The 23066-nt window shown below is 33.5% G+C and carries 37 protein-coding genes and 1 pseudogene; 37 read left to right on the forward strand and 1 reads right to left on the reverse strand.

Going from position 1 to position 23066, the window contains the following annotated elements; translation table 11 throughout:
* Positions 1–19: 19 nt before the first annotated feature.
* Entirely contained in the window at positions 20–676 is a 657-nt protein-coding gene (gene lexA / locus I5818_RS05805) for a transcriptional repressor LexA (protein ID WP_058003596.1), read from the reverse strand.
* 195 nt (positions 677–871) lie between these two features.
* Here lexA and I5818_RS05810 point away from each other — a divergent pair, with 195 nt between their 5' ends.
* The 37 genes and pseudogenes from I5818_RS05810 (at position 872) to I5818_RS05990 (ending at position 23014) form a co-directional block, all read left to right on the forward strand.
* On the forward strand, positions 872–1126 hold the full coding sequence (locus I5818_RS05810) for a helix-turn-helix domain-containing protein (protein ID WP_244975364.1): 255 nt from the start codon (positions 872–874) through the stop codon (positions 1124–1126).
* Positions 1127–1315: a hypothetical protein gene (locus I5818_RS05815; RefSeq protein ID WP_078109254.1), complete on the forward strand. Its 189-nt coding sequence runs from the start codon at positions 1127–1129 to the stop codon at positions 1313–1315.
* Positions 1316–1437: 122 nt separating this feature from the next.
* Complete coding sequence (locus I5818_RS05820) at positions 1438–1644, forward strand: hypothetical protein (protein ID WP_078109253.1); 207 nt, start codon at positions 1438–1440, stop codon at positions 1642–1644.
* Between the two features lie 73 nt (positions 1645–1717).
* Positions 1718–1978, forward strand: coding sequence for a hypothetical protein (locus I5818_RS05825; protein WP_078109252.1), 261 nt, complete (start codon positions 1718–1720; stop codon positions 1976–1978).
* A gap of 76 nt (positions 1979–2054) precedes the next feature.
* The gene (locus I5818_RS05830) at positions 2055–3278 is read left to right on the forward strand and encodes an SNF2-related protein (RefSeq protein ID WP_078109262.1); all 1224 of its coding nucleotides are present in this window, start codon (positions 2055–2057) and stop codon (positions 3276–3278) included.
* Positions 3279–3596: a hypothetical protein gene (locus I5818_RS05835; protein ID WP_078109251.1), complete on the forward strand. Its 318-nt coding sequence runs from the start codon at positions 3279–3281 to the stop codon at positions 3594–3596.
* Positions 3597–3606: 10 nt separating this feature from the next.
* Entirely contained in the window at positions 3607–3852 is a 246-nt protein-coding gene (locus I5818_RS05840) for an IDEAL domain-containing protein (protein ID WP_078109250.1), read from the forward strand.
* Positions 3827–4105: a nuclease gene (locus tag I5818_RS05845; protein WP_078109249.1), complete on the forward strand. Its 279-nt coding sequence runs from the start codon at positions 3827–3829 to the stop codon at positions 4103–4105. Before I5818_RS05840 ends, I5818_RS05845 begins: the two co-directional genes overlap by 26 nt.
* Positions 4105–4398 carry a hypothetical protein gene (locus I5818_RS05850; RefSeq protein ID WP_078109248.1) on the forward strand — a complete coding sequence of 98 codons (294 nt, stop codon included), beginning with the start codon at positions 4105–4107 and terminating at the stop codon, positions 4396–4398. Before I5818_RS05845 ends, I5818_RS05850 begins: the two co-directional genes overlap by 1 nt.
* Entirely contained in the window at positions 4395–6197 is a 1803-nt protein-coding gene (locus I5818_RS05855; RefSeq protein WP_078109247.1) for an AAA family ATPase, read from the forward strand. The genes I5818_RS05850 and I5818_RS05855 overlap by 4 nt, the downstream gene beginning before the upstream one ends.
* Complete coding sequence (locus tag I5818_RS05860; RefSeq protein WP_139358034.1) at positions 6197–6391, forward strand: hypothetical protein; 195 nt, start codon at positions 6197–6199, stop codon at positions 6389–6391. Before I5818_RS05855 ends, I5818_RS05860 begins: the two co-directional genes overlap by 1 nt.
* A gap of 15 nt (positions 6392–6406) precedes the next feature.
* A complete protein-coding gene (locus I5818_RS05865) occupies positions 6407–6706 on the forward strand; it encodes an organic solvent tolerance protein OstA (RefSeq protein WP_078109246.1) in 300 nt (99 codons plus the stop codon).
* A gap of 2 nt (positions 6707–6708) precedes the next feature.
* Positions 6709–7191, forward strand: coding sequence for a DUF669 domain-containing protein (locus tag I5818_RS05870; RefSeq protein ID WP_078109245.1), 483 nt, complete (start codon positions 6709–6711; stop codon positions 7189–7191).
* 49 nt (positions 7192–7240) lie between these two features.
* A complete protein-coding gene (locus tag I5818_RS05875) occupies positions 7241–7471 on the forward strand; it encodes a hypothetical protein (RefSeq protein ID WP_078109244.1) in 231 nt (76 codons plus the stop codon).
* 1 nt (position 7472) lies between these two features.
* On the forward strand, positions 7473–8078 hold the full coding sequence (locus I5818_RS05880; protein ID WP_078109243.1) for an HNH endonuclease signature motif containing protein: 606 nt from the start codon (positions 7473–7475) through the stop codon (positions 8076–8078).
* A gap of 3 nt (positions 8079–8081) precedes the next feature.
* Positions 8082–9770 (forward strand): hypothetical protein, encoded by a 1689-nt coding sequence (locus I5818_RS05885; protein ID WP_078109242.1) that lies wholly within the window; start codon positions 8082–8084, stop codon positions 9768–9770.
* Between the two features lie 35 nt (positions 9771–9805).
* The gene (locus I5818_RS05890) at positions 9806–10612 is read left to right on the forward strand and encodes a DNA adenine methylase (protein ID WP_078109241.1); all 807 of its coding nucleotides are present in this window, start codon (positions 9806–9808) and stop codon (positions 10610–10612) included.
* Positions 10613–10661: 49 nt separating this feature from the next.
* On the forward strand, positions 10662–12527 hold the full coding sequence (locus I5818_RS05895) for a DNA primase family protein (protein ID WP_078109240.1): 1866 nt from the start codon (positions 10662–10664) through the stop codon (positions 12525–12527).
* Positions 12528–12532: 5 nt separating this feature from the next.
* Positions 12533–12703 (forward strand): hypothetical protein, encoded by a 171-nt coding sequence (locus I5818_RS05900; protein WP_169846860.1) that lies wholly within the window; start codon positions 12533–12535, stop codon positions 12701–12703.
* Positions 12704–13153: 450 nt separating this feature from the next.
* A complete protein-coding gene (locus I5818_RS05905; protein WP_058006472.1) occupies positions 13154–13555 on the forward strand; it encodes a DUF1492 domain-containing protein in 402 nt (133 codons plus the stop codon).
* Positions 13556–13850: 295 nt separating this feature from the next.
* Positions 13851–14039 carry a hypothetical protein gene (locus I5818_RS05910; protein WP_078109239.1) on the forward strand — a complete coding sequence of 63 codons (189 nt, stop codon included), beginning with the start codon at positions 13851–13853 and terminating at the stop codon, positions 14037–14039.
* A 57-nt stretch (positions 14040–14096) separates the two neighbouring features.
* Complete coding sequence (locus I5818_RS05915; protein WP_078109238.1) at positions 14097–14276, forward strand: hypothetical protein; 180 nt, start codon at positions 14097–14099, stop codon at positions 14274–14276.
* Positions 14273–14572, forward strand: a complete 300-nt coding sequence (locus I5818_RS05920; RefSeq protein WP_058006475.1) for a DUF5052 family protein — start codon at positions 14273–14275, stop codon at positions 14570–14572. The genes I5818_RS05915 and I5818_RS05920 overlap by 4 nt, the downstream gene beginning before the upstream one ends.
* 19 nt (positions 14573–14591) lie before the next feature.
* Positions 14592–14819: a hypothetical protein gene (locus tag I5818_RS05925; protein WP_078109237.1), complete on the forward strand. Its 228-nt coding sequence runs from the start codon at positions 14592–14594 to the stop codon at positions 14817–14819.
* A 3-nt stretch (positions 14820–14822) separates the two neighbouring features.
* Positions 14823–15170, forward strand: a complete 348-nt coding sequence (locus I5818_RS05930; protein ID WP_078109236.1) for an HNH endonuclease — start codon at positions 14823–14825, stop codon at positions 15168–15170.
* Positions 15171–15299: 129 nt separating this feature from the next.
* Positions 15300–15641, forward strand: coding sequence for a P27 family phage terminase small subunit (locus I5818_RS05935; RefSeq protein ID WP_078109235.1), 342 nt, complete (start codon positions 15300–15302; stop codon positions 15639–15641).
* Positions 15638–17296, forward strand: a complete 1659-nt coding sequence (locus tag I5818_RS05940; protein WP_078109234.1) for a terminase TerL endonuclease subunit — start codon at positions 15638–15640, stop codon at positions 17294–17296. Before I5818_RS05935 ends, I5818_RS05940 begins: the two co-directional genes overlap by 4 nt.
* A gap of 19 nt (positions 17297–17315) precedes the next feature.
* On the forward strand, positions 17316–18455 hold the full coding sequence (locus I5818_RS05945) for a phage portal protein (protein WP_078109233.1): 1140 nt from the start codon (positions 17316–17318) through the stop codon (positions 18453–18455).
* Positions 18455–19155: pseudogene (locus I5818_RS05950) on the forward strand (head maturation protease, ClpP-related). Before I5818_RS05945 ends, I5818_RS05950 begins: the two are co-directional and overlap by 1 nt.
* Positions 19156–19182: 27 nt before the next feature.
* Complete coding sequence (locus I5818_RS05955) at positions 19183–20343, forward strand: phage major capsid protein (RefSeq protein WP_078109231.1); 1161 nt, start codon at positions 19183–19185, stop codon at positions 20341–20343.
* Positions 20344–20360: 17 nt separating this feature from the next.
* A complete protein-coding gene (locus tag I5818_RS05960; RefSeq protein WP_078109230.1) occupies positions 20361–20717 on the forward strand; it encodes a hypothetical protein in 357 nt (118 codons plus the stop codon).
* Positions 20717–21025 carry a hypothetical protein gene (locus I5818_RS05965; RefSeq protein WP_078109229.1) on the forward strand — a complete coding sequence of 103 codons (309 nt, stop codon included), beginning with the start codon at positions 20717–20719 and terminating at the stop codon, positions 21023–21025. The genes I5818_RS05960 and I5818_RS05965 overlap by 1 nt, the downstream gene beginning before the upstream one ends.
* A complete protein-coding gene (locus tag I5818_RS05970; protein WP_078109228.1) occupies positions 21012–21362 on the forward strand; it encodes a phage head closure protein in 351 nt (116 codons plus the stop codon). Before I5818_RS05965 ends, I5818_RS05970 begins: the two co-directional genes overlap by 14 nt.
* A 4-nt stretch (positions 21363–21366) precedes the next feature.
* Complete coding sequence (locus tag I5818_RS05975) at positions 21367–21726, forward strand: HK97 gp10 family phage protein (protein ID WP_058006484.1); 360 nt, start codon at positions 21367–21369, stop codon at positions 21724–21726.
* Positions 21723–22052 (forward strand): hypothetical protein, encoded by a 330-nt coding sequence (locus I5818_RS05980; RefSeq protein ID WP_078109227.1) that lies wholly within the window; start codon positions 21723–21725, stop codon positions 22050–22052. Before I5818_RS05975 ends, I5818_RS05980 begins: the two co-directional genes overlap by 4 nt.
* A 1-nt stretch (position 22053) precedes the next feature.
* Positions 22054–22629, forward strand: a complete 576-nt coding sequence (locus tag I5818_RS05985; protein WP_078109226.1) for a major tail protein — start codon at positions 22054–22056, stop codon at positions 22627–22629.
* Between the two features lie 34 nt (positions 22630–22663).
* Complete coding sequence (locus tag I5818_RS05990) at positions 22664–23014, forward strand: hypothetical protein (RefSeq protein WP_078109225.1); 351 nt, start codon at positions 22664–22666, stop codon at positions 23012–23014.
* Positions 23015–23066 lie beyond the last annotated feature (52 nt).

The following is a 23066-nucleotide window of genomic DNA, read 5'->3' on the forward strand; positions in this document are numbered from 1 at the left end:
ATTTCAGCTCCAATTTATTCTAGAAATTTAAAACAACTTTTTTTAGTTTCCCAATGATACGAATATTTTTCTTATCGTCAAGCACAATTGGAGGATAATTAGGGTTTTCGCTTTGGAGAATTATATTATTATTTGTTTTATAAACCCTTTTTAAAACAGCTTCATCTCCAATAGCAACAGCTGCAATTTCTCCATTTTCAACATCATTTTGTCTACGAATAAGTAATAGATCTCCATCTAAGATGCGCGCATTAACCATACTATCTCCTTTAGCTCTTAGATAAAAATATTCTCCACCATTTAACCAATCTAATGGTGTTTCTTCATATCCTTCTATTTCTTCAAAGGCAAGTACACCTGGCCCACAAGAAATTTTTCCGACCACAGGGAGTTTTTTAGTTGTTGTGGAAATGTAACTAACTTTTCCTTCATTTACAGTTTTTGAATTGTTATTAAAACTTGGGTCAATTTCAAACTTAGGGACCCCGAATGCCTCAGAAAGTTTTTCTACATTACCAGGATTAATTAACGTTTTACAATTTATATAGTCAGAAAGTGTACTTTTTGATATACCAGATTTTTCGCTAGTTCTTAATTGAGTCCATCCGCGTTGTTTCATTAAACTCTTTATATTATCGGATATCTCTTTTTTTAAAGGTAAATCTCTATCTAACAAAACATATCCCTCCTTAACTCTTGAACAAATTATATCCGAAAAAATACGGAAAGTAAAGAATAATTCCGAAAAAAGTCGAAATAATTCTTCTGGTTTTTAAATAATTTTTATAATATTTCCGAGAAAAATCGGTTGACATTCCGAAAATACTCGGATATATTAGAAACAAGCCGAGGGAAACAAGGAGGTGATAACATGATAAAAATAACTTTAAGAGCAGCTCGTGTGAATGCTGGCTTAAAATTAACAGAAGCAGCGAAACTCTTTGGAATCAATAAAGATACCCTTTCGAAGTATGAAAAAGATTCTTCTAATGTTCCAAGATCTTTTTTCATAAACATTGAAAAGTTTTATAAAATTCCTGTTGAAAATATTTTTTGGACCTCAATCCGATTTTTTTCGGAAATTAAAAACTGCATAAAGGAGGAATTCTCTAAGGAGGTTAATTAGATGATTGTTGTTACTGAAATGAAGGTAGGTGAGTACCAAGTTCCAGTTCCAGCTGGTCTTTCTGAACTATTAGCAGATACTTGGGTGAAAAAGAAAAAAACTCCCTCGATTGTTTATGAATACGAAAGAGTAGTTGAATGCCGAAATGGTTCTTTATTTACCAAACTGATTAAAAAGGAGGAGACATAATGCCAATAGAAGCACTACTGTTTTTAACTAGTTTTGTAGTTTTACTTGGCATCATGATTGGCGACTTTATGGCAGATAAATAAGTATGTATTGTCGTTAGCATCACAAAGGAGTTGAACAAAATGGATAAAGAGTGTTACGTGAAAATAAAAACTGAATTGGTTGAAGCTGAGTTTATAGGAGTTTATCAATATTCAGGAGTTATAGAACCTTCTCCAATGATTGGTGGTCATCCTGGGGGAGTAATTGCATATCCGGTAGTGGTAGTAAAGTTAAACGAAAAACTAAAAGAAGTTAAGTTATCGGATATAACATTTAAACAAGCCTAACCAGGCTTCCTTTTTAGCCACATGGCGAAATTTGATGATAAGTAAATGGAATATTTAAAGGAGGTGAGAATAAATGAACGCAGCAGAAGCAAAGAAATTAACCAATTCGAGTATTCCAGAATTATCAAATATGTTTATTAGAAATTTAGAAAATGAAATTCAAACAGCAGCGAGAAGAGGTTATTTTTATACAGATCTTGAGATTGGCAAGATCGAAAATATCTGTTCAATCACAAATAAAGTTGTAGAACATTTTCAAAAGTTGGGTTTTGAAACAGAAGTAAGTGATTTAGATTTAACAGTTAAAGTAAGTGTTTCATGGTATAAGGCATAAAAATAGACCACTTGGCAGAGTGGCCCTTTTAAAACACTTATTCACAGACAGTATAGCATGAAATGTGGTGATAGCAATAAAACTTTTTCCACACCAGGATAGAGCATTAAATGAAACCTATGAAAATAATCGAGTTGCTTACTATCTAGATATGGGTCTTGGAAAAACTTTTGTAGGTTCAGAAAAAATGTGGGAACTAAATACACCATTCAATCTAGTAATATGTCAAAAGTCAAAAATTGATGACTGGAAAAAACATTTTGAAGATCACTATAGATACCATGTCATTGTTTTTGATCAACAAAAGATTGAAAAAATCCCACCTGAATCTGTCTTAATAATCAACTATGACAAGGTTTGGAGAAGACCGGAATTACTTAAATTAAAAAATTTCACACTCATGCTGGACGAGTCATCAATGATTAAAAATGAATCATCCAATCGTACCAAATATATTCTAAAACTTAATGCTGACAACGTGATTTTATTATCTGGAACACCGACTGGTGGAAAATATGAAGAGTTATGGAGTCAGTTACACCTTTTAGGTTGGAAGATTAATAAAAAACTATTTTTGAAACAATTTGTAGTCCAGGAGTGGGACGATCTAAATCAAAAATATAAAATCACTGGATATAAAAATGTTGATCGATTAAAAGCTAAGTTAAAAAAACATGGGGCAATATTTATGAAAACAGAGGAAGTATTTGACCTTCCAAAAGTCAATGATCAGATAGTAAAAATACCATGTACTAAGGAATATCAACAATTTGCAAAAGATCACATTATCGAAATAGGAGGAGATTTACTAATTGGTGATACTCCTACAAGTAAAAAGTTATACCTACGTCAACTGGCAGGTTCTTATAACCAAAACAAACTTCATTATTTAAAGGACCTTATAGACAGTACAAACGATAGAATCATCATTTTTTACAACTTTAAGAAGGAATATGCTTCTCTTGTAGACATGATTGATAAACCAATTAGTACTGTAAATGGCGATTTAAAAGATCTATCAGCTTATGAAGAATATGAAAATAGTGTCACTTTAATTCAATATCAAGCAGGTGCTATGGGATTGAACTTACAAAAAGCAAATAAAATTGTTTACTTCACACTTACCGATAAAAGTGAGTTGTTTGAGCAGAGTAAGAAACGGATCCATAGGATAGGACAAGATAAACCATGTTTCTATTATTATCTGTTAACTGCTGGATCAATTGAGTGGCGAATGCTCGATGTTTTGAAAGAAAGAAAAGATTATACAGACGCGTTATTTGAGAAGGAGGAAATGTAAATGAGTAATGAAATTCAAGCATTTGAAAGCAAGCATATGTTGTTGATGGCTAATGTTGCTCAACATATTCAACAAGAAAAATTATTAAAAGAACAAACAACCAAGCTTAAAGAGGATCTAGGAAAAGCAATGGACGAGTTTGGAATTAAGTCAATTGATAATGATTTATTGAAAATCACTCGAACAGCAGCAAGTACAAGTAAATCTTTAGATACAACTAGGTTGAAAAATGAAGAGCCAGAACTATTTGCAGAACTTATGACAGATTATCCGAAAATCACAAATAGAAGTGCAAGTCTCACAATCAAAGTGAAATGAGGTGAGTGTTATGAATCCTGAACAAAAAAGAGATCAAATGGCTAGTCTGCTCTACTCGTATTTAGCATTAAAAGGTGTAATAGGGTCTAGCTCAATTATTAAAGAAAATGAACCATCTGAAATAGACCAATTAATCCAAGAAATTGAGGTATTCAACTTGAAGAATGCCATTGATAAGGCACTAGATGATGGTGATAAAGAAGCATTCATGAGATTGACAGGTGAGTTAAATGAGAGAATCACAGTTTCAAGCTAAAGTAATTAAGTTTTTGAAAGAACATGATGTATGGCACGTGAAATATTGGGCAGGGAGTCAGTACACCAAAGAAGGCATTCCAGACATATTAGCTTGTATAGATGGTACCTTTCATGGAATTGAATTAAAAACGGATGTTGGGACACCTTCAAAACTACAACTCTATAACATTCGGAAAATTAAAGATTCTGGTGGAGAAGCTTATATTTTAAGACCAAAGGATTTTGAGTCTTGGAAAGCGAGGTGGTTTTGATGACTGAAATAAAGGAAAAAAGGGTTATTTTAACGGTTGGAAATATTCGTATTAAAGAGTATGACAGTATGAATGTTGTTATTGAACGATACGAGGAAGTTTTAAACCCTGTAGATAAATCCACATCAAAAAAATGGAGATTTAAGGGGTATTCTCATAGCATTTTATCAGCTTTACTTTTTATCCATAGGAATGAATTACTTATTGATAAAAAGGACGTGAGCGACCTTAAAAGCTATTTAAAATGTGTTGAGGATTCTAATACTGCTTTATTGAAAGTGGTGAAACAATGACTCAATACAGCTATAGTCGAGTATCGCTATTCAATGATTGTCCCTATCATTTTAAATTGAAATACATTGATAGATTAACAGAAATTCAGGATTTAACGAATGCAGCTAATCCACTGATTATTGGACATGCTCTTCACTCTGGAATTGAACATGATGTTGAAACGGCAATAAATGAATACTACAATGCTTTTCCAGTATTGACGGATGCAATTGTTGAAGAAGCTTTAAAGTTAGAAATATTGATTCCAAAGGTGAAAGAATTTCTAAATCAATTTGAAGGATTCGAGTTTATCCATGAATACAAAATCGATCATCCTAATTACGTTGGGTATGTTGATTTAATCCTAAAGGCTCCAGATGATACATGTATGGTGGTTGACTTTAAATACTCTAATAATGTTAAAAACTATCTAGATTCGGGTCAGCTACATATCTATAAAGACTACTTAGAGCAAGATGGATTCGATGTTAAACGATTAGCATATTTGTTTGTTCCTAAGACAAGTATTAAACAGAAAAAGGATGAAGATTTATTTCATTTTCGCAAACGGATTGTAGAGACTGTTGAAGCAAGTGCATTGCAATTTGTGCCGATTGAATTCAATGAAATGGAAACTGTATATTTTCAAAACAATATTAGAGAAATCGAAGATTCAAAGGATTTTTCTAAAAGAAATAAAAGTGGAAAATGCTTTAGTTGTAATCCACGATTCAAGCCCAATTATTTAGAAGCTATTCAAGATGAAAAAGGAGAGATATTAATGGCCTTACCTAAAAATGAACGTCGTGAAAGAAAAATTGATACTAAACCAGACTTTTGGATTTATGCAGATTCTTATGTTGGTAAATCAACATTTGTAGATAAATTTCCAAATGTGCTTTTCTTAAATACTGATGGTAATACAGATAACACTACTGCACCTGTCATTCGAATTAAAGATCAGGTTACTAAAAAAGGACGAATTACTGAACGTAAATTAGCCTGGGATGTTTTCTTAGATGCTATTCATGATTTGGAGACAGAAGAGAATGATTTTGAAGCAGTTGCATTGGATCTAGTTGAAGACTTACGTGATCACTGCAGGGTGTATGTCTTTGATAAAAATGGTTGGGAGCATGAATCTGATGGCGGTTATGGTAAAGGATGGGACAAAGTTAAATTAGAATTTAATAATGCTATTAAACGATTAAAAGCATTAGGTTATCAAGTAATTTATATCAGCAAGGAGATTGCAACAGAAATCACTCTAAAAGGTGGGGGAAAGCGCACAACTTTTAAACCAAATGTTGATGATAAAACTGCTAATTTTCTTACTGGTACTGTTGATTTAACATTACGTGCTTATGTAAATTCCGACGATGAAAGATTTTTACAACTTAAAAAGCAGCAAAATGTTTTCGGTGGTGGTCGTTACGATTGGCAAGTAGATACAATTCCACTTGAATATGATGCATTTATTGAAGAATTAAAGGCTGCTCAAGAAGGGAAAGGAACTAAGGAAAAGGACAAGCCTAAACGTGAGCGTAAGAAGGATAAAGAGTCAGTGATTAAGGTTGAAGACGAAGATGGGGTAACTATTACCGTTGAAGAACCACCTGCAGAGGAAGAAAAACCTAAGCGTGAAAGACGTTCTCGTAAATCTGCAGAAGAAACTGAATCCGAAGAAAAACCAAAACGTCAGCGTAGATCACGTAAGCCGGTTGAAGATGATACACCACCAGGTGAAGAAGATAGCCCAAAAGATAAAGAGGAAGACAAACCAACTCGTACACGTAGAACTCGAAGAAACCGTGGTTAATGAATAAGCAACGAAAAAAACGATATTGGAGATTACGAGAGATTCGTAAAGAAAGAGATTATCAATCTGGTAGTCTCCAATATGCTAATAGGCCATATACTTTTCGTTCAGTAAGACTCCTATTTGGAATTGGGTTAGTACGTGTGCAAATAACCACTAATCAATTTATAAAGAAACACAAAATAAATATATAAAGGGAGAAATGTAAAATGCCAGTTAAAGAACTAAATACAAAGGAACAACACTATGCTGACAGTCGTGAAGAAGCTGAAAAGTTAGTCGAGGAAGCAAAGGAAGATATATATCTAACTTCTTTCAAAATCAGTGAAAAACATAATAAATACGGTACTTATTTTTTAATCGATTTAGTGTTCAGCTTTGATACAGCAAGAGAAATCATGGAATCTAAACCAAAGAAAGAAGAAGTCCCAGAGGAACAACATGAAGGTGTTAAATATAGCGTTGATAATACTGGTACTGTTTCTGTAAAAAATGAGGAGGTTGAATAATTATGGCATTCGATTGGAGCAAATTTGATAAACAAGTAGATTTAGAGTCTTTGCAAGCTGATGTAAAGGAAGTTGAAGAAAACGGTGGAAGCGGTGATTTTGAACCACTTCCAGATGGTAAATATGAAGTTGCAGTTGAAAAGTTAGAGTTAACGGAATCTAAAAAAGGTGATCCGATGTTAACAATATGGTTCAAAGTTGTTGCTGGGGAATTTGAAAACCAACGTATTTTCTATAACAAAGTAATGCAGCCACAAAATGATAAAGCTTTTGGTTTACAGGTGCATCAAAACAATGAAATGCTTCGTGCTTTGTGGGATTGTGAAAAGGATGATGTGGAGTTTAAATCATTCAAACAATATGCTGATTTAATCCTAGATATTCATGAAGAAATTGATGGTCAATTCGAATATCTTCTTGAAAAAGGTACCAACAAGGGTGGTTTTGACACATTTGAAATTGTAGAAGTATTCGAAGTTGAATAATTGAATAACAGGGAGCGCTTAGCTCCCTATTATTTTAGGAGGGAATATAATGAAAAATACTCTTGGTGATTTAAATAATCATTTATTTGCACAGTTGGAACGTTTAAGTGACGAGGATATTAAAGGTGAGGAATTAGTAGAAGAAATCGAACGTGCAAGGGCTGTTACAAGTATCGCAAACCAAATCGTTTTAAATGGAACGTTAGTATTAAAAGCACAAAAATTCCATACGGAATATAAATCAAAAGACCTTCAAAAACCTAAAATGTTGGAGGGATAGTATGGGGCATAGTTATACTCCGGAACAAGCTAAATTTATACGTGAAAATGTTAAGGGTAGGACAAGCATGGAACTTACACAACTTGTTAATGATCATTTTGGCTTAAATTTACGTGTCAGTCAAATTAGAGCGTATATGAAAAACAATGGTTTGAAAAATGGAATTAATACACGTTATAAAAAGGGCAATACTCCTTTTAACAAAGGCAAGAGGGGTATCACTACTGGAGGGATTTCCACTCAATTCAAAAAGGGTCAAAAGTCAATTAATTATAAACCCATCGGCACTGAAAGAATTGATGACGGCGGATACATCTTGATTAAGGTATCTGATGATGGCCCCTGGCATAAACGATGGAGACCAAAACACCAAGTTGTGTGGGAAGAGAAATATGGTCCTGTTCCTAAAGGACATTGCCTTATATTTTTAGACAGTAACAAGCAAAACATTTCATTAGAAAATTTACAGCTGATCACTAGAGTGCAACTTGGTCATTTAAATCAAAATCATTTAATATCCATTAACGCTGATTTGACTAAGACAGGAATTATTATCGCTGAAATATATGCCAAGATGGGTGAACGAAAGAAACAAAAAGGTGATTAAATTATGCTCTTTTATGACTTTGAGGTATTTAAATATGATTGGTTAGTTGTTATTACTGACACAGATACTAAATCGGAAAGAGTATTTGTCAATAATGAAAAGGCTTTGATTGACTTTTACAATGAACATAAAAAAGACATTTGGATTGGATATAATTCACGACACTATGACCAATATATTTTAAAAGCTATTATATGCGGTTTTACTCCTCAAGAAATAAATGAATGGATCATTGTCAAAAAAGAACCAGGTTGGAAGTTTTATAAAGACTTTTGGAAAATAACTCTACTGAATTTTGATGTCATGACTAATAAACTGAGATCCTTAAAACAGCTTGAAGGGTTTCAAGGACATGATATTCGTGAATCATCTGTTGACTTTACTATCGATAGGGAATTAACAGAGGAAGAAATCGAGGAAGTAATAAAATATTGCCGTCACGATGTACATGAAACGATGCACATTTTTACAGCTAATATATCTGAATTTGAATCACAAGTAGAATTGCTTAAAATGTTTAATCTTCCGATTAGAAACATTTCCAAAACTAAAGCGCAACTTAGTGCAGTGATTCTTGAAGCAAAACAACCCAAGCTACCAAGGAATGATGAATTTAATTTTGTTTTTCCACCTACATTACAAATCAATAAATATACTGAAGTCTTAGATTTCTACAAAGAAAATCGTGATTATGACAAAGTATTAGATATTGATATTGCAGGTGTACCACATTTATTTGCCTGGGGTGGATTACATGGCGCTAGACCAAATTATTATGGTACAGGATTTTTTATTAATATTGATGTGGCCAGTTATTATCCCGCGTTAATGATTGAGTATGGTTATCTTAGTAGGAATGTAAAAAATCCTGATAAATTCCGTGAAATAAGAGATACCAGACTTAAATATAAGGCAGCTAAAGATAAACGTCAGGCACATCTTAAGATTGTTATAAATGGAACATATGGCGCAATGAAAGATAAATATAATGGACTCTATGATCCGTTACAAGCAAACAATGTTTGTATCGGTGGAATGACTCTTTTACTTGATTTAATTGAAAAGCTTGAACAATATTGTCAAATCATCCAATCAAATACGGACGGTGTTTTAGTTAAATTGTACAAAGAAGATGATTATGATCTGATTGATGATATTTGTTATGAGTGGGAACAACGAACCAAGATGGAATTGGAGTTCGATAACTTCGTGAAAGTTATTCAAAAAGATGTGAACAATTACATTCTGGTAGATGAAGACGGTAACTATAAATCAAAAGGTTCATATGTAAAAAAGCTTAATAACTTGGATAATGATTTACCCATTGTTAATGAAGCAATTGTTAATTACTTTGTAAAAGGCATCGATCCCGAAGAAACCATATTCGGATGTAAGGATCTAATTAAGTTTCAAAAAATCGTTAAGATCAGTAATAAATATGATTATGCTCGTTATGGGACCAAAAGAATGAATGAAAAAGTTTTCCGTGTTTTTGCAAGTGTAGATGAAAATGATAAGGAATTAATGAAAGTTAAAAATGGTTCTTCTGAAAAAATATCTTTTGTTCCAGAACGATGTTTCATTGTTAATGATGATGTTAATGGAATGAAGATACCAGGTAAATTAGATTATTGGTGGTATTGGGATTTGGCAGTGAAACGAATAAATGATTTCTTGGGGAAGGATGAATAAAGCAACATAGCAATGATAGGAAGGAGGAAATCAAAATGTCCATACCAAGAATTTTGCATTATCCAGGCAGCAAATGGAGTATGGCTGATTGGATTATTAGTCATATGCCTGATCATAAAACATATCTTGAACCTTTCTTTGGATCCGGAGCAGTGTTTTTTAATAAGTTTCCTTCTCGAATTGAAACTATAAATGATATGGATAGCAGCGTGGTTAACTTATTTAAGATTATTCGAGATTATCCGAGTGAACTAGCAACTTGTATCGAATGGACTCCTTTTTCAAGAGAGGAATATTACAAATCTTATCAATTTGAAACAGGTAATGAAATAGAGGATGCAAGGAGATTTTTAGTGAGGTGTTGGCAGGCTATTGGTGCCAAAACAAGCGATAGGACAGGTTGGAGAAGTCTTATTTCATCCAACGGACCCGATGTTGCGAAAGAATGGAGTAAACTTCCTAAAAAGATAATGCTTGTAGCAAAAAGACTTAAACAAGCACAAATAGAACATCAACCAGCTGCTAAACTTCTTGAAAGATATAAAAGGAAAGAAGTCCTTGTGTATGCGGATCCTCCTTACATTATCGAGACAAGAACAAAACGTCATTATAAACATGAGATGACAATTGATGATCATATTGAATTATTGGAAGTCTTAGATGCCCATCCTGGTCCTGTTCTTCTTTCCGGATATGCTCATCATATATATGACGAAAGATTAAATCATTGGCAAAGAGAAACAATGGATGTCGCTGCAGAAGCTGGGGCAAAACGTCAAGAAGTTCTTTGGATTAATCCAGTAGCAGCAGAGACTGGATTTTATCAGCAAACATTGTTTTAGGAAACAATAATGAAAGATGAGTTTGATTTAGAAAGTAGGTGAATAGTTTGTGTATAAAGGTTATTTAAAAGGAAACGGTAAACATGCAGCTAGTAAATTTAAAGATGGTACAAAACTATTATCCTATCATACTGCACGAAAAGAAGAATCCTATGTTGGTATTTTAGAAGATGATTACATCATGGTTGATATTGATGACATAGACGAAGCTGAAACATTATTAGACATCATAGAAGACAAGGATATACAGTGTTCTGTTTTGGAGACAACCGGAGGGATGCATTTTTATTTTAAAGGATATGATTTAACAGCAAATAAGATCAAATGGTACTCGAACATTGGCATTATGTGTGACTATAAATTAGGTATAAAAAATACTGCAGACCCACTAAAGATTGATGGGAAAACTCGAAAATGGTTACGCAAAGCAAATGAACATGATCCTTTACCTAGTTGGTTATATCCTTATCATAAGAAAAATCCTAATCTCAATAATCTTGGTGAAGGTGATGGTAGAAATGATAAGTTATTTACTTATATTCTTAAAATGCAATCACAAGGTATGGCCAAGAATGATATTAAAGAAACAATCTCTATCATCAATCAATACATTTTAGAGGAGCCAGTTGAACAGTCTGAACTAAACATAATCTTACGTGATGATGCATTTATGAAAGAATCCTTTTTCATAAAGGGTTCTTTCCAACATGAAAAGTTCGGTGATTACCTAATCAATGAACATCATATATGTAAAATCACAAACATTTTACATATATACAAAGATGGTGTTTATTCGGATCATCAATCTGACATTGAAGAAGCAATGATTAAACATATTCCATCATTAAAAAGAATGCAACGTCAAGAAACGCTCGCTTACCTGCAGCTGAAAGCAAAAGATAAACATTTCTCATCTACCAAATATGTCGTAGTGAAAAATGGAGTATTTAATCTAGATACATGGGAACTTGAAGATTTTACACCAGAAATTATTACGAGAAATAAAATACCGATTGCATACATTAAAGATGCTTATTATGAAGTGACAGATAAAACATTAAATAAAATGGCAGTTAATGATAAAAAGATTCGTGCCATTTTGGAAGAAATTCTTGGTTACATTTTATTTAGAAGAAATGAATTTGCTGCAACATTCATTCTTACTGGTGATGGATCTAATGGAAAGTCCTCATTCCTTAAAATCATTAGAAAGCTTGCTGGTGTAGATAACGTTGCTTCCTTGGATTTAAATGAATTAGACCAACGGTTTAAAACGGCCGAGTTGTTCGGAAAACTCGTTAACATAGGTGATGATATTTCAAAAGGATATATTAAGGAATCATCGATATTCAAAAAGCTTTCTACTGGTGAGACATTAAACGTCGAGAGAAAAGGTAAGGATCCATTTGATTTTACTAACTATGCAAAGTTAATTTTTTCCGCCAATGAAATGCCGAGAATTAATGATTACACCGATGGATTAGGGAGGAGATTGCAAATTGTACCTTTTAAAGCAAAATTTAGTGCGAGTGATGAAGACTATGATCCATTTATAACCGATAAGCTTCTTTCAGATGAATCAATGCAGTATGTACTTAATCTTGCACTAAAAAGCTTAAAAAGGTTGCTAGAGAATAAGCAGTTTACGAAATCGAAAGCAGTTGAAACGGAGCTTAAAAAATACCAGGAAGAAAATAATCCTATTATTAGCTTTGTTAATAATGAAGATGTCGATCTTGAAAGAAGTGTTGTAGGAGATATCTACATTCAATATAAACTTTACTGTTCAGAAAATGGATATCAAGCTGTAAGCAATATCAGCTTTAGTAAACAGATTAAACAGTTATTTGGATTTGGGACAGTTGTTCAAAAGGTCGATGGCAAGAGCAAAAGATTATTCATTAGTGAGGAGTAGACATTATGGATATAAATGAAAAAATTCAATTTTGGAAAAATGAAATCGAACGTGCAGAACAAAACGATTTCTATTTTGATACAGATTCAATGAATGAAGTTGTACAGACTGTTGAGGAATTATTAGAAGAAAATAAGAGATTAAAAAGTAAAGTTGATATTTTTTGCGATCAATAATTTTCGCGCTTGACCAAAAAACGGTCAAATAGAAAAAATGACACCAGTCGTATCAAGGATTGGTCAAAGTGTCGTGACCGTTTTTTGGTCACGAAAATGGCAAAAAACGTGACCATTTTAGCGAAAAATAGGCAAAGTTACAGTTAAATGCGTAACCAGTTACAGATAAGTGTAACTATGAAAAGTCAGTCATATCAAGGGTTTAAGGGGTACGGTTACGCGGTTACAGATAAAATCACTTTCTTATAAAAATATTATATATAAATAAACAAAAAAGTTATTCTATATAAGAAAATTAGGGGGTAAATGCGTAACCCGTAACCTAGAAAACCATTAGAAATTCAGTCGTATCAAGGGTTTGAGACGGTTACAGAAGTTACAGATGGTTACGCATTTTATAGAAAATACTTGACCTTTTCTTATATTTACTTAGAAGGTAGGTGTTTTTGTTTGTATGAGTGGTTAAAAGATTATCAAAAATTAGAAGAAGAATTAGCCTATCTTGAATTTAATCTTGAACAAACTGAAATAGAGCTTAAACGATGGACATCGGGTGATTTAGCAAAAGTTAAATTACAAGAAGATTCATTAGGAGCGAAAGTAGAAGAAGTAATTGAAAAAATCAAAAATGACATTACATTTAAAAAAGAACAACGTGAAAAGCTTATTCAATTAGTCAATACATTTAAAGGACTGGATAATCAGATACTTAAAATGAAATACATCGACGGTATGACACTAGAGAGTATTGCAGAGGAATTAAACTATAGTGCTAGTTATATTTATAAAAAGCATGCTGAAATGATAAGAATGATTAAATTCGCTGAAACTATGAATCTTTCACTAAATTGACAGTGAATTGTATGTCTGTAACCTATATACAAAACAGTTTATAGTAATAGTATAGAAAACTGATAAAAGGGTCAGCGATAGTTGATTCTTTTAAATACTCCATTCCTGGTTACAATCTGAGTGTACGTGACACCACATTGTAACTTTACCACCTCCTGGTGTAGTGATCCCAGCTACAAAGGAATGGATCGGGACGGTTAGGCTATTCACCGAAGTAAGGAATAGCTTAAATTATATTTTTGAAGGAAATTATCTCCTTTTGTCGAATTGAGTAGATGAAAGTGAGGTGGTTAATGTGAATAATCTTGGTTTACGAAAAGAAGAAATTATAGAGATGTTAAAAGAACATGAAGGTGTTTCATCTTCTTTATTAGAAAAAATCGCTGATGTCATTGTGGCAAATAATAAAAAAATTGAGAGAAATGTAACTAGTTTTGTAAGTAAAGAATTAAAAAAAAAAATATCAAGAACAAGTTATATGTAATTTAAAAAGACATCCTTCGTGGGTGTCTTTTTATTATGTGAAAAAGAAGGTGAACAAATGAAACTTGCTGATCATTTGAGTAAAGATTCTATTCGTAAGTTCAACCAACTTAGACGTGCAGCTAGAAATAAGAAAGAAAAATCTAAGACAAAACAGGAGAAAGTTAATTGGCACGATATTATGGGAACTAATCGTGACACGTTTAAAAGAGTAGGAGGAAGGGTGAGAAGGAAATGAAAAAGTATTTTAATCTATTAATTTTATTAATTGCAATTGTAGTTGTTTCATCTGGGTGTTCATCTTTAGAACGGGCAAAGAAGGATATGAAATCTGAATATGGCGGTGGCTTGGATAGGATAGTCACTGTGTATGATAATGCTGGCAATGTGATTAGGACATATGAAGGAAAGATTGATATTGCAAACCAGACAGATTCAAAAGGTGGTGCAACTGGTTCAGATAAAATAAAGTTTGAATTCAATGGTAAAAGAATAATTCTTTATAATGCGACAGTTGTTGTAGAGGAAAAGTAAGGTTAAGGAGTTGTTTTATATGGCAGGTAGATCCCTAACTATTGATATTAATTCAAAGACTTTTGTTGCAAAGCTTAAAGCAATTGCTAAGCATATGAATGCATTAGCAGAAGAACTGGAACAGATTGATAAATCTGTTTGTCCATCTTGTGGTAAAGAGTTAGATACTAATGATTTCTATGCTGACGGTAAACTCTGGCATACTATGAAAGATTGTCTATCATGCGGTTATTCGTTGAGGGAGTAAGTAATGCCTGAATACAAAACACGCGAACAAAAACGAAAGTTCTACGATGGGAAGGAATGGAAGCTTAAGCGTAAAGAGATTAAGGCGAGAGATAACTATGAATGCCAGGAATGTAAACGACAAGGTAAAGTATCCATAGATACAAACGAATACAGTAAACGTGCTAAGCGTAAGAAGATTCAATTGGTTGTGGACCACATCAAAGAGTTAGAGGATTATCCAGAGCTTGCGCTAGAGAATGATAACCTAGAGACACTTTGTGTTAACTGTCATAACAAAAAGCATGGAAGGTATTTTAGAAATGGTTTCATTCGTAAGGAAAATAAATGGGCGCATGATGAAAAATGGTAGTACCCCCCGGGTCAAAAGGTTTTGCAAAAAATCTATTTAGGGGCACCGGTAAGGGGGAGTCTTTCGTCCAAAAAAATTGAAAAATCAGCTGCTATATTAGGGGGTTAAAAAAAGAAGGGGGGTGTTTTTGTGAGTGGAGTCGTAAAAATAGCTGATTTGGAAAAACAATTGATGAATCGAATTAATCAAGATGATCTATTAGAAGTTGATAAAGTAAAGCGGTATATAGCGATTGTAAAGCAAATTAGAAAGCTGCAAAGTGCAATCAATAAAACTGGTGTTATGACAACTACTATTAATGCAAGTCAAGAATTTACTAAAACAAATCCTGCCTTAAATGAATTAAATAAGCTCACAAAAACACTAATTACTCTTGAAAATTCGATTAAATTTGAAATGTTATATGTGCCAGAACTACCTAAGGATGAGAAAAAGGATAATGACGAACCAGAAGTCAGTGATTTATATTGATTCATCAAAAGTATGTAGATGAGTATATTGAATCATGGAGAAAAGGCCAGGTTATTTTTAATCAAGAGCGTATCGATTTAGTGAAACACTTAGAATCTGAGGTTCTTATAAGAGATGACATTTACTTTGATGAAGAACAAATAGAGCAATGTATAAACTTTATAGAGAAGTGGTATTTCAAATTAGAGCCATTTCAGAAGTTTATCATTGCTTTTATTTTTCTTAAATATAAAGTACGGGACAAATTATTTTATAAAGATATTGTAATTGTTATTGCTCGTGGTAATGGGAAGAACGGTTTGATTTCTGGACTAGCTGATTACTTCATAAGTCCTGGTCATGGAATTGAAGGATATAACGTTGATGTTGTAGCTAACAGTGAAGACCAAGCAGAGACTTCTGTTAAAGAAGTTTATAACGTGAAGGAAAAGTATAAGGCTCTCATGAAAAAATTTTTCTCTTGGACCAAAACTAAAATTACTGGAAAATCAACTCTTTCAGAATTTAAGTTTCGAACTTCTAACGCTGACACAAAGGACGGTGGTCGTCCTGGTTGTTTAATATTTGATGAATGGCACATATATGAAGATACCAAACTTATAAATACATTGAGTTCTGGTCTGGGTAAAGTAAAGCATAGAAGAAGAATTTATATTTCCACCAACGGTCATGTCCGTGGTGGTTTTTTTGATAAATTTATTGAGCAGTGTTTAGATATTTTGAAAGGTGGAAGCAAGCGTAAAAATCGTTTTGTTTTCATATGCAAAATGGATAATAAAGACGAAGTGGACAATCCAGAACTATGGGAAAAGGCTAATCCGATGTTCAGTAAACCAAGAAGTCCTTACGCTGAAGAATTGTTTGATACGATCATGGATGAATATCTCGATTTAGAAGATGATCCGTCTGGTCGTCCTGAGTTCATGGCTAAAAGGATGAACCTTCCTCAAGAAGATAATACGATTAGGATAGCTTCTTGGAAAGATATTGAAGCGACGAACCGACCAATTCCCTATAACGTTTTAAGGGGAAAGACATGTGTAGGAGCAATCGACTTTTCCTATATTAAAGACTTTACAGCTTGTGGAGTCCTCTTTAAACATGGTGATGATTATATTTGGGATAGCCATCAATTTGCAAGACGTGAATTTATAAAAGAAGCTAAATTAAAACCTCCTATTGAAGAATGGGAAGAAGATGGCCTTATTACTTTACTTGATGGACCAGTCATCGATATTAAATACATGGTTAATTATTTCTGTGAAATGAGAGAAAAGTATGGTTTAAACACGATTATTGGCGACACATTTCGATTAGATATTGTAAAGCAGGCATTAGAAGATGCAGGATTTCATGTTTTATACATTCAGAATCCACATGCGATTTATGCAAAACTTGCACCTAGAATTGAAATGCTGTTTGCTCAACAACGTATTATTTTTGGTGACAATCCACTAATGAGATGGAACACAAATAACATTGTAGTCAAGGTCAAGAATGATGGGAATAAGGATTTCTTGAAAAAAGATGAAGTTCGAAGGAAGACAGATGGTTTTACAGCTTTTGTGTACGCATTATGGCAAGCCGATAACATTCTTGAAGATGAAGTGAATATTGATGATGCATTAGATGCATTAGATGCTTTGAACTTCTAGGGAGGGGGTGATCATGTAAATGGGATGGTTAAATAACGTGTTAAAGCGAAATAGCGAACTAGAATGGATGCTTGATTTAGACCTGACTTATGAAACATCTCATCGTGCTTATTTGAAAAAAATGGCTTTAGAAACATGTATAAATTTTATTGGCCGTACAATTAGCCAATCTGATTTTAGAATCATGAAAAACGGTAAACGGCAAATGAATGATTGGCATTATTTATTGAATGTAAGACCTAACACTGACCAAGCAGCAGCAGACTTTTGGCAAAAATTCATTTATGAATTGATTCATGAAAATGAAGTCTTGGTGATTCTTACTGATAATAATGATCTGTTAATCGCTGATAGTTTTACTCGTGTAGAATATGCAGTTTATCCAGACATTTTCAAAGATGTAACTGTTAAGGATTATACTTTCCAACGTTCATTTAATATGGATGAGGTAATCTATCTCACATATAACAATGAAAAGTTATCAAAGTTTATGGATGGTATGTTTGATGATTTTGCAAACCTTTTTAGTCGAATGATAGAAGTTAGTTTAAGAAAAAACCAAATTCGTGGAAAAGTTGGAATGGACTCCACTCAAGATCTTACAGATAAAAACAGAACCAAACTACAAAACTTTATTGATAAGCTATTTAATTCGTTTAGAAATAATTCTGTTGCACTTGTTCCCATGCTAAAAGGTTTTAACTACGAAGAGGTTTATAGCGGAGAAAACAATGGTCAATCTGTGGAAGAACTAACAAAATTAAAGAGGTCATTGGTAGATGATGTGGCTAACATTCTTGGGATTCCTAATGCATTAGTTCATGGAGAACTAGCAGAATATGAAACTAGCATTAAAGCATATATAAAATTCTGTATTGGACCATTGCTAAAGAAAATCAAAGACGAATTAAATAATAAATTAATCGATCAAAAGGCATATTTAAAAGGAGATCGGATTGAGGTTAAAGGTATTACCGAAAAAGATTTAATCGATCATGCAGAAGCGGTGGACAAATTAGTTGCATCAGGTGCCTTCACTAGAAATGAGGTGAGAGAATTGTTTGGTGCTGAACGTTCTGATGATCCAGAGTTGGACAAGTTTGTTATTACGAAAAACTATCAATCTGCAGATTCTGTTGAAGGAGGTGAGGTAAGATAATGAACAAATTTGATTTGAATAAAATCCTGAATTTCAAGCAAAGATTTGATATTGTTAATCAAGCTGAAAAGGGTTTAAAACTATCTATTTACGGTTATATCGGTGGTTGGAGAAATAGCGCTGAAAGTATTCTGCAAAAAATTGAAAGTGCTGACGTTGATGAAATTCATGTGCATATCAATAGTGGCGGTGGTTCCGCATTTGATGGGATTGCAATTGGAAATATTTTAAAAACCATAAAGCAAAAATAATAGTTCATATTGATGGTTGGGCTGCAAGTGCTGCATCTATCATAGCAATGGCAGGGGATGAAATCATCATGCCAAGCAATACTATGATGATGATTCATCAAGCGAGTACTTTTGAGTATGGAAACGCGGAGGTATTTGAAAAAACTGCCAAAGATTTGCGTAAAATTGACAAGGCAGTAACAGCTTCTTATCGTAATCGTTTCGTTGGAAATGATGATGAACTTACAGAGTTGTTGAAAGATGAAACCTGGTTAAATGCAGATGAAGCAGTTGCTTTAGGATTTGCCGACACGATAGCTGATGAAATTGAAATCGCCGAACTTGAAGATGAAGATGATGAAGTTGAAAACTTCAAGGAAGGATTAGTTGCAAAATACGCAGCACAGATACAACCGAATAACCCACAGGAACAAGTGCCGTCTAATACAAAAAGACGACGCTTTTTTTAATATCTAAAAAATTGGAGGTAATCGTAAATGACGATGAAATTAAAAGGTACAATGGAAAATTTCGAAACGAAAAAACAAGCTTATATGAATGTTGTAAAGGATGAAAATTCGACACCAGAGCAATTAGAAAATGCATTTAATGAGATGTTTACAGCACTTCAAACTGACTTAACAGAAAAAATTGCAAATGATGCTCGTAATGAAATTCACGATGCTCAAATATTAGCTGCACGTGGACAAAATGTATTAACTTCAGAAGAGCGTAAATTCTTTAATGCAGTTGTTCAAGATGGAGGTTTCAAAGATGATTCTATTCTTCCTGAAACTACTCAAGAGCGAGTATTTGAGGATCTAGTAAACGCTCATCCATTACTTGATGCTTTGGGCTTGCAAGATCTAGGCGCAGTTACTAAGTTTATCTATTCCGATGCTACAAAAGCGTACGCTTGGAAAGAAATTTTTGGAGATATCAGTGGTCAAGTTAATGCTGCATTTCGTTCAGAGAAAATCGGGCAATTGAAATTAACATCATTTGCAGCTATTCCAAATGACATGTTAGAACTTGGACCTGTATGGGTTGAGCGATATGTCCGTACTTTACTTATAGAAACATATTCAGTCGGTCTTGAATATGGATTTGTGAATGGTCGTGGATCTGCACAACAAGAGCCAATTGGTTTAATGAAAAATGTCGATGCTGAAACAGGTGCAGTAACTGACAAAACATCATCGGGTACACTAACCTTTGCTCCTTCAGAGTATGGTGAAATTGTTGCTGGTGAACTTTATGAAGTCGTAAAAGCACTATCTACTAATGCAAAAGGCAAATCACGTAAAGTCGGCGGTAAAATTGTTATGGTCGTAAATCCAATTGATGCAATTGGTGTACAATTCCGTAACACAATCCAAACATCTAGTGGTCAATGGGTGACTGCTTTACCATATAACATTCAAGTTGTGGAATCAGAAGAAATTCCAGCAAATAAAGCATTGTTCTTTGTTAAAGGAGAATATATTGCAGCTATTGCTGGTGGATACAAACTTAAAAAGTTTGATCAAACATTAGCTATGGAAGATGCTACACTCTATACAATTAAACAATTTGCAAATGGTAAGCCAAAAGATAATAAAGCGGCTCTTGTATACGATTTAGATATTAAATTTTCTGCTCCAACTCCATCAGTTTAATGAAAGGATGATGTAATATGCCATATCAGGTAATTAATGATTTTAGAGATAAAGAGAATAATAATATTGTTTACCGTAAAGGTGATGTGTTTCCGATTGAGGGTTATGAACCCACTAAAGATCGTATAGAAGAATTGTCTACAGTACATCCTGAGCATAGAAAGATTTTTATAGAAAAAGTAGAAACAGAAGAAGAAAAAGCGGCTCGTGAATTAAAAGAGAAAGAAGAAAAAGAAAAGGCGGAAGAAGAAGAGAAATCCACTATCAGGAAAGAGTTGGAATCGTTTGGTGTTACCGTACATCCTAACACTGGCCTTGAAAAGCTAAGGGAAAAACTTGAAGAAGCTAAAGCAGGAAAAGAAAATAAGGAGTGATGTCAATGAGCATCACTGATGAAATTCTAATAGAGTTTAAGGGAAGGATGCACCTGGGTGATCATGAAGATGATAACCTAAGACGCATCCTTTCTGCGTCTGTTAAAGCCTTAAATAAAAGATGTGGTAATTATGATATTAATAATGATGCTGATTTTAAGGAATTAGTTTTTGAACGTTCTAGGTATGTTTATAATGATGCTCTAGAGTTCTTTAGCACAAATTTTCTTACTGAAATTAATAACTTAGCAATTGATAAAGCACTTGAGGAAATTAAGCTAGAGGGTGAGACAGATGCAACCATTTAAATATAATCCTAATTACAATTCAGGGTCCTTTAGACACAGGATTACATTCTTAAAATTAGAATCTTTGAAGGATGAATTGGGGCAGGAAATCGGAAAAGACTGGATTGAATACAAAAAAGCTTGGGCAATGATCAAAACTTTAAAAGGATCTGAGTATGTAAATGCAGGTTCTGAGCGTGCAACAATTACTTCTCGATTTGTTATTCACTACACTGAGGGAATAACAGCAGAGATGAGGATTAAATATAACAATCGCATATTTGACATTATCGAACCGCCAATTAATGACGATGAAGCGGACAAAACATTGACCATCCTTGTAAAGGAAAAAAGGTGATCAAATGGTTAAGGTGAAAGACCTGTCAAAAGAAATTGCTAGACAACTATCTTTATATACAGAGTCTGTAAAAGAAGAAGTTGAAGTAATAAAAGAAGATGTTACGAAGGAAGCAGTGTCCCTTTTAAAGCAAAAAAGTCCAAAGGATACAGGTAGTTATGCAAAGAGCTGGGCCCGAAAAAAGGTTGGTAAAAATATTGTTATTTATAATAAGGCTCCTAACTATCGACTCACACACCTTTTGGAAAACGGCCATGTAAAACGTGGTGGTGGTAGGGTTGCAGCAAAGGTTCATATACGACCAGTTGAAGAAAAGATTGTGGATGAATATGTGAGTAGAGTGGAGAGGGCGATTAGACAATGAATTTAGTTCAATTAAAAAAGATACTTGATGAAACAGGTTATCCAGTCACTTATTCACATTTCACACCAACAGATAATAATCCAGTTCCTGATCCACCTTATATTTGTTATTGGACACCGTATTCTTCTCACTATATTGCTGACAATAAGGTCTATCAAAAGATAGAAAATGTACAAATTGAACTTTATACCTTAAAGAAAGACTTATCAGCAGAAGCTAAGCTTGAATCAGTACTAGATAAATATGAAATACCCTATCAAACTACTGAAACATTTATAGAATCAGAAAATTTATTTCAAAGAATATATGAAGCGAGGTTGATTTAATATGCCAGAAAATAAAGTAACGTTTGGTTTGAAAAATGTTCACTATGCTCCTTACACTGTAGTAGATGGGAAAATTACTTTTGAAACGCCCATAAAAATGCCAGGTGGTATTGAATTATCCTTAGAACCACGTGGGGATATGATCGAGTTTTATGCAGATGATATGCTCTTTTATTCTGCAAGTAATAACCAAGGATACGATGGTACCTTATCAATTGCCAATATCATAGAACAATTTGCTATTGATGCTTTAGGCGAACAAAAGGACGAAACCGATAAGGTATTGAATGAATTAGCGGATGCTAAAGGGAAACCATTTGCACTCCTGTTTGAATTTGATGGTGATGTAAAAGCTACTCGCCATGTTCTATACAATTGCACCGCTAACCGTCCAACAGTAGGATCAAAAACAAAAGAAAGTTCAGCTGAACCAAATCCAAATGAATTAACATTTGTAGCTAGTCCTCTAGAAATCGACGGTAAATTAATGGTTAAAACAAAGACTACAGCTGAAACTCCTGCTGCTATTTATGATGATTGGTATACAAAAGTTTATGAAAAAACTCCGGCAGCATAAGGGAGTTTAAATGAATTCTATGAGGTGATTAAATATGGAAAAAACAGTTACTATAGATGGTAAAGAAATAAAGTTTAAATCCACAGGGGCAACACCTATTCGATTCAAGTCTCAATTCGGAAAAGATTATTTTACCGAAATCATGAAATTAGGTGTACTTGATAAATTAAACAAAATACAAGATGATGATTTTTCCGCAGAGGACCTTGAAGGATTAGACTTTGAGGTCTTTTATAATATCGCATGGACTTTAGCAAAAACAGCCAATATGGAGATACCTGAACCATTAGAATGGTTGGATTCCTTCGATGAATTTCCAATGTTAGATGTCATTCCAGAACTAATGGAAATGATTCAGAAAACCATTCAATCTAAAAAAAAATAAATGATGATGACCAAGGAACAGATAATGATGATGGAGAGTTTTCTACAGAACT

The sequence above is a fragment of the Heyndrickxia oleronia genome (assembly GCF_017809215.1).
Taxonomy (GTDB): Bacteria; Bacillota; Bacilli; order Bacillales; family Bacillaceae_C; genus Heyndrickxia; species Heyndrickxia oleronia.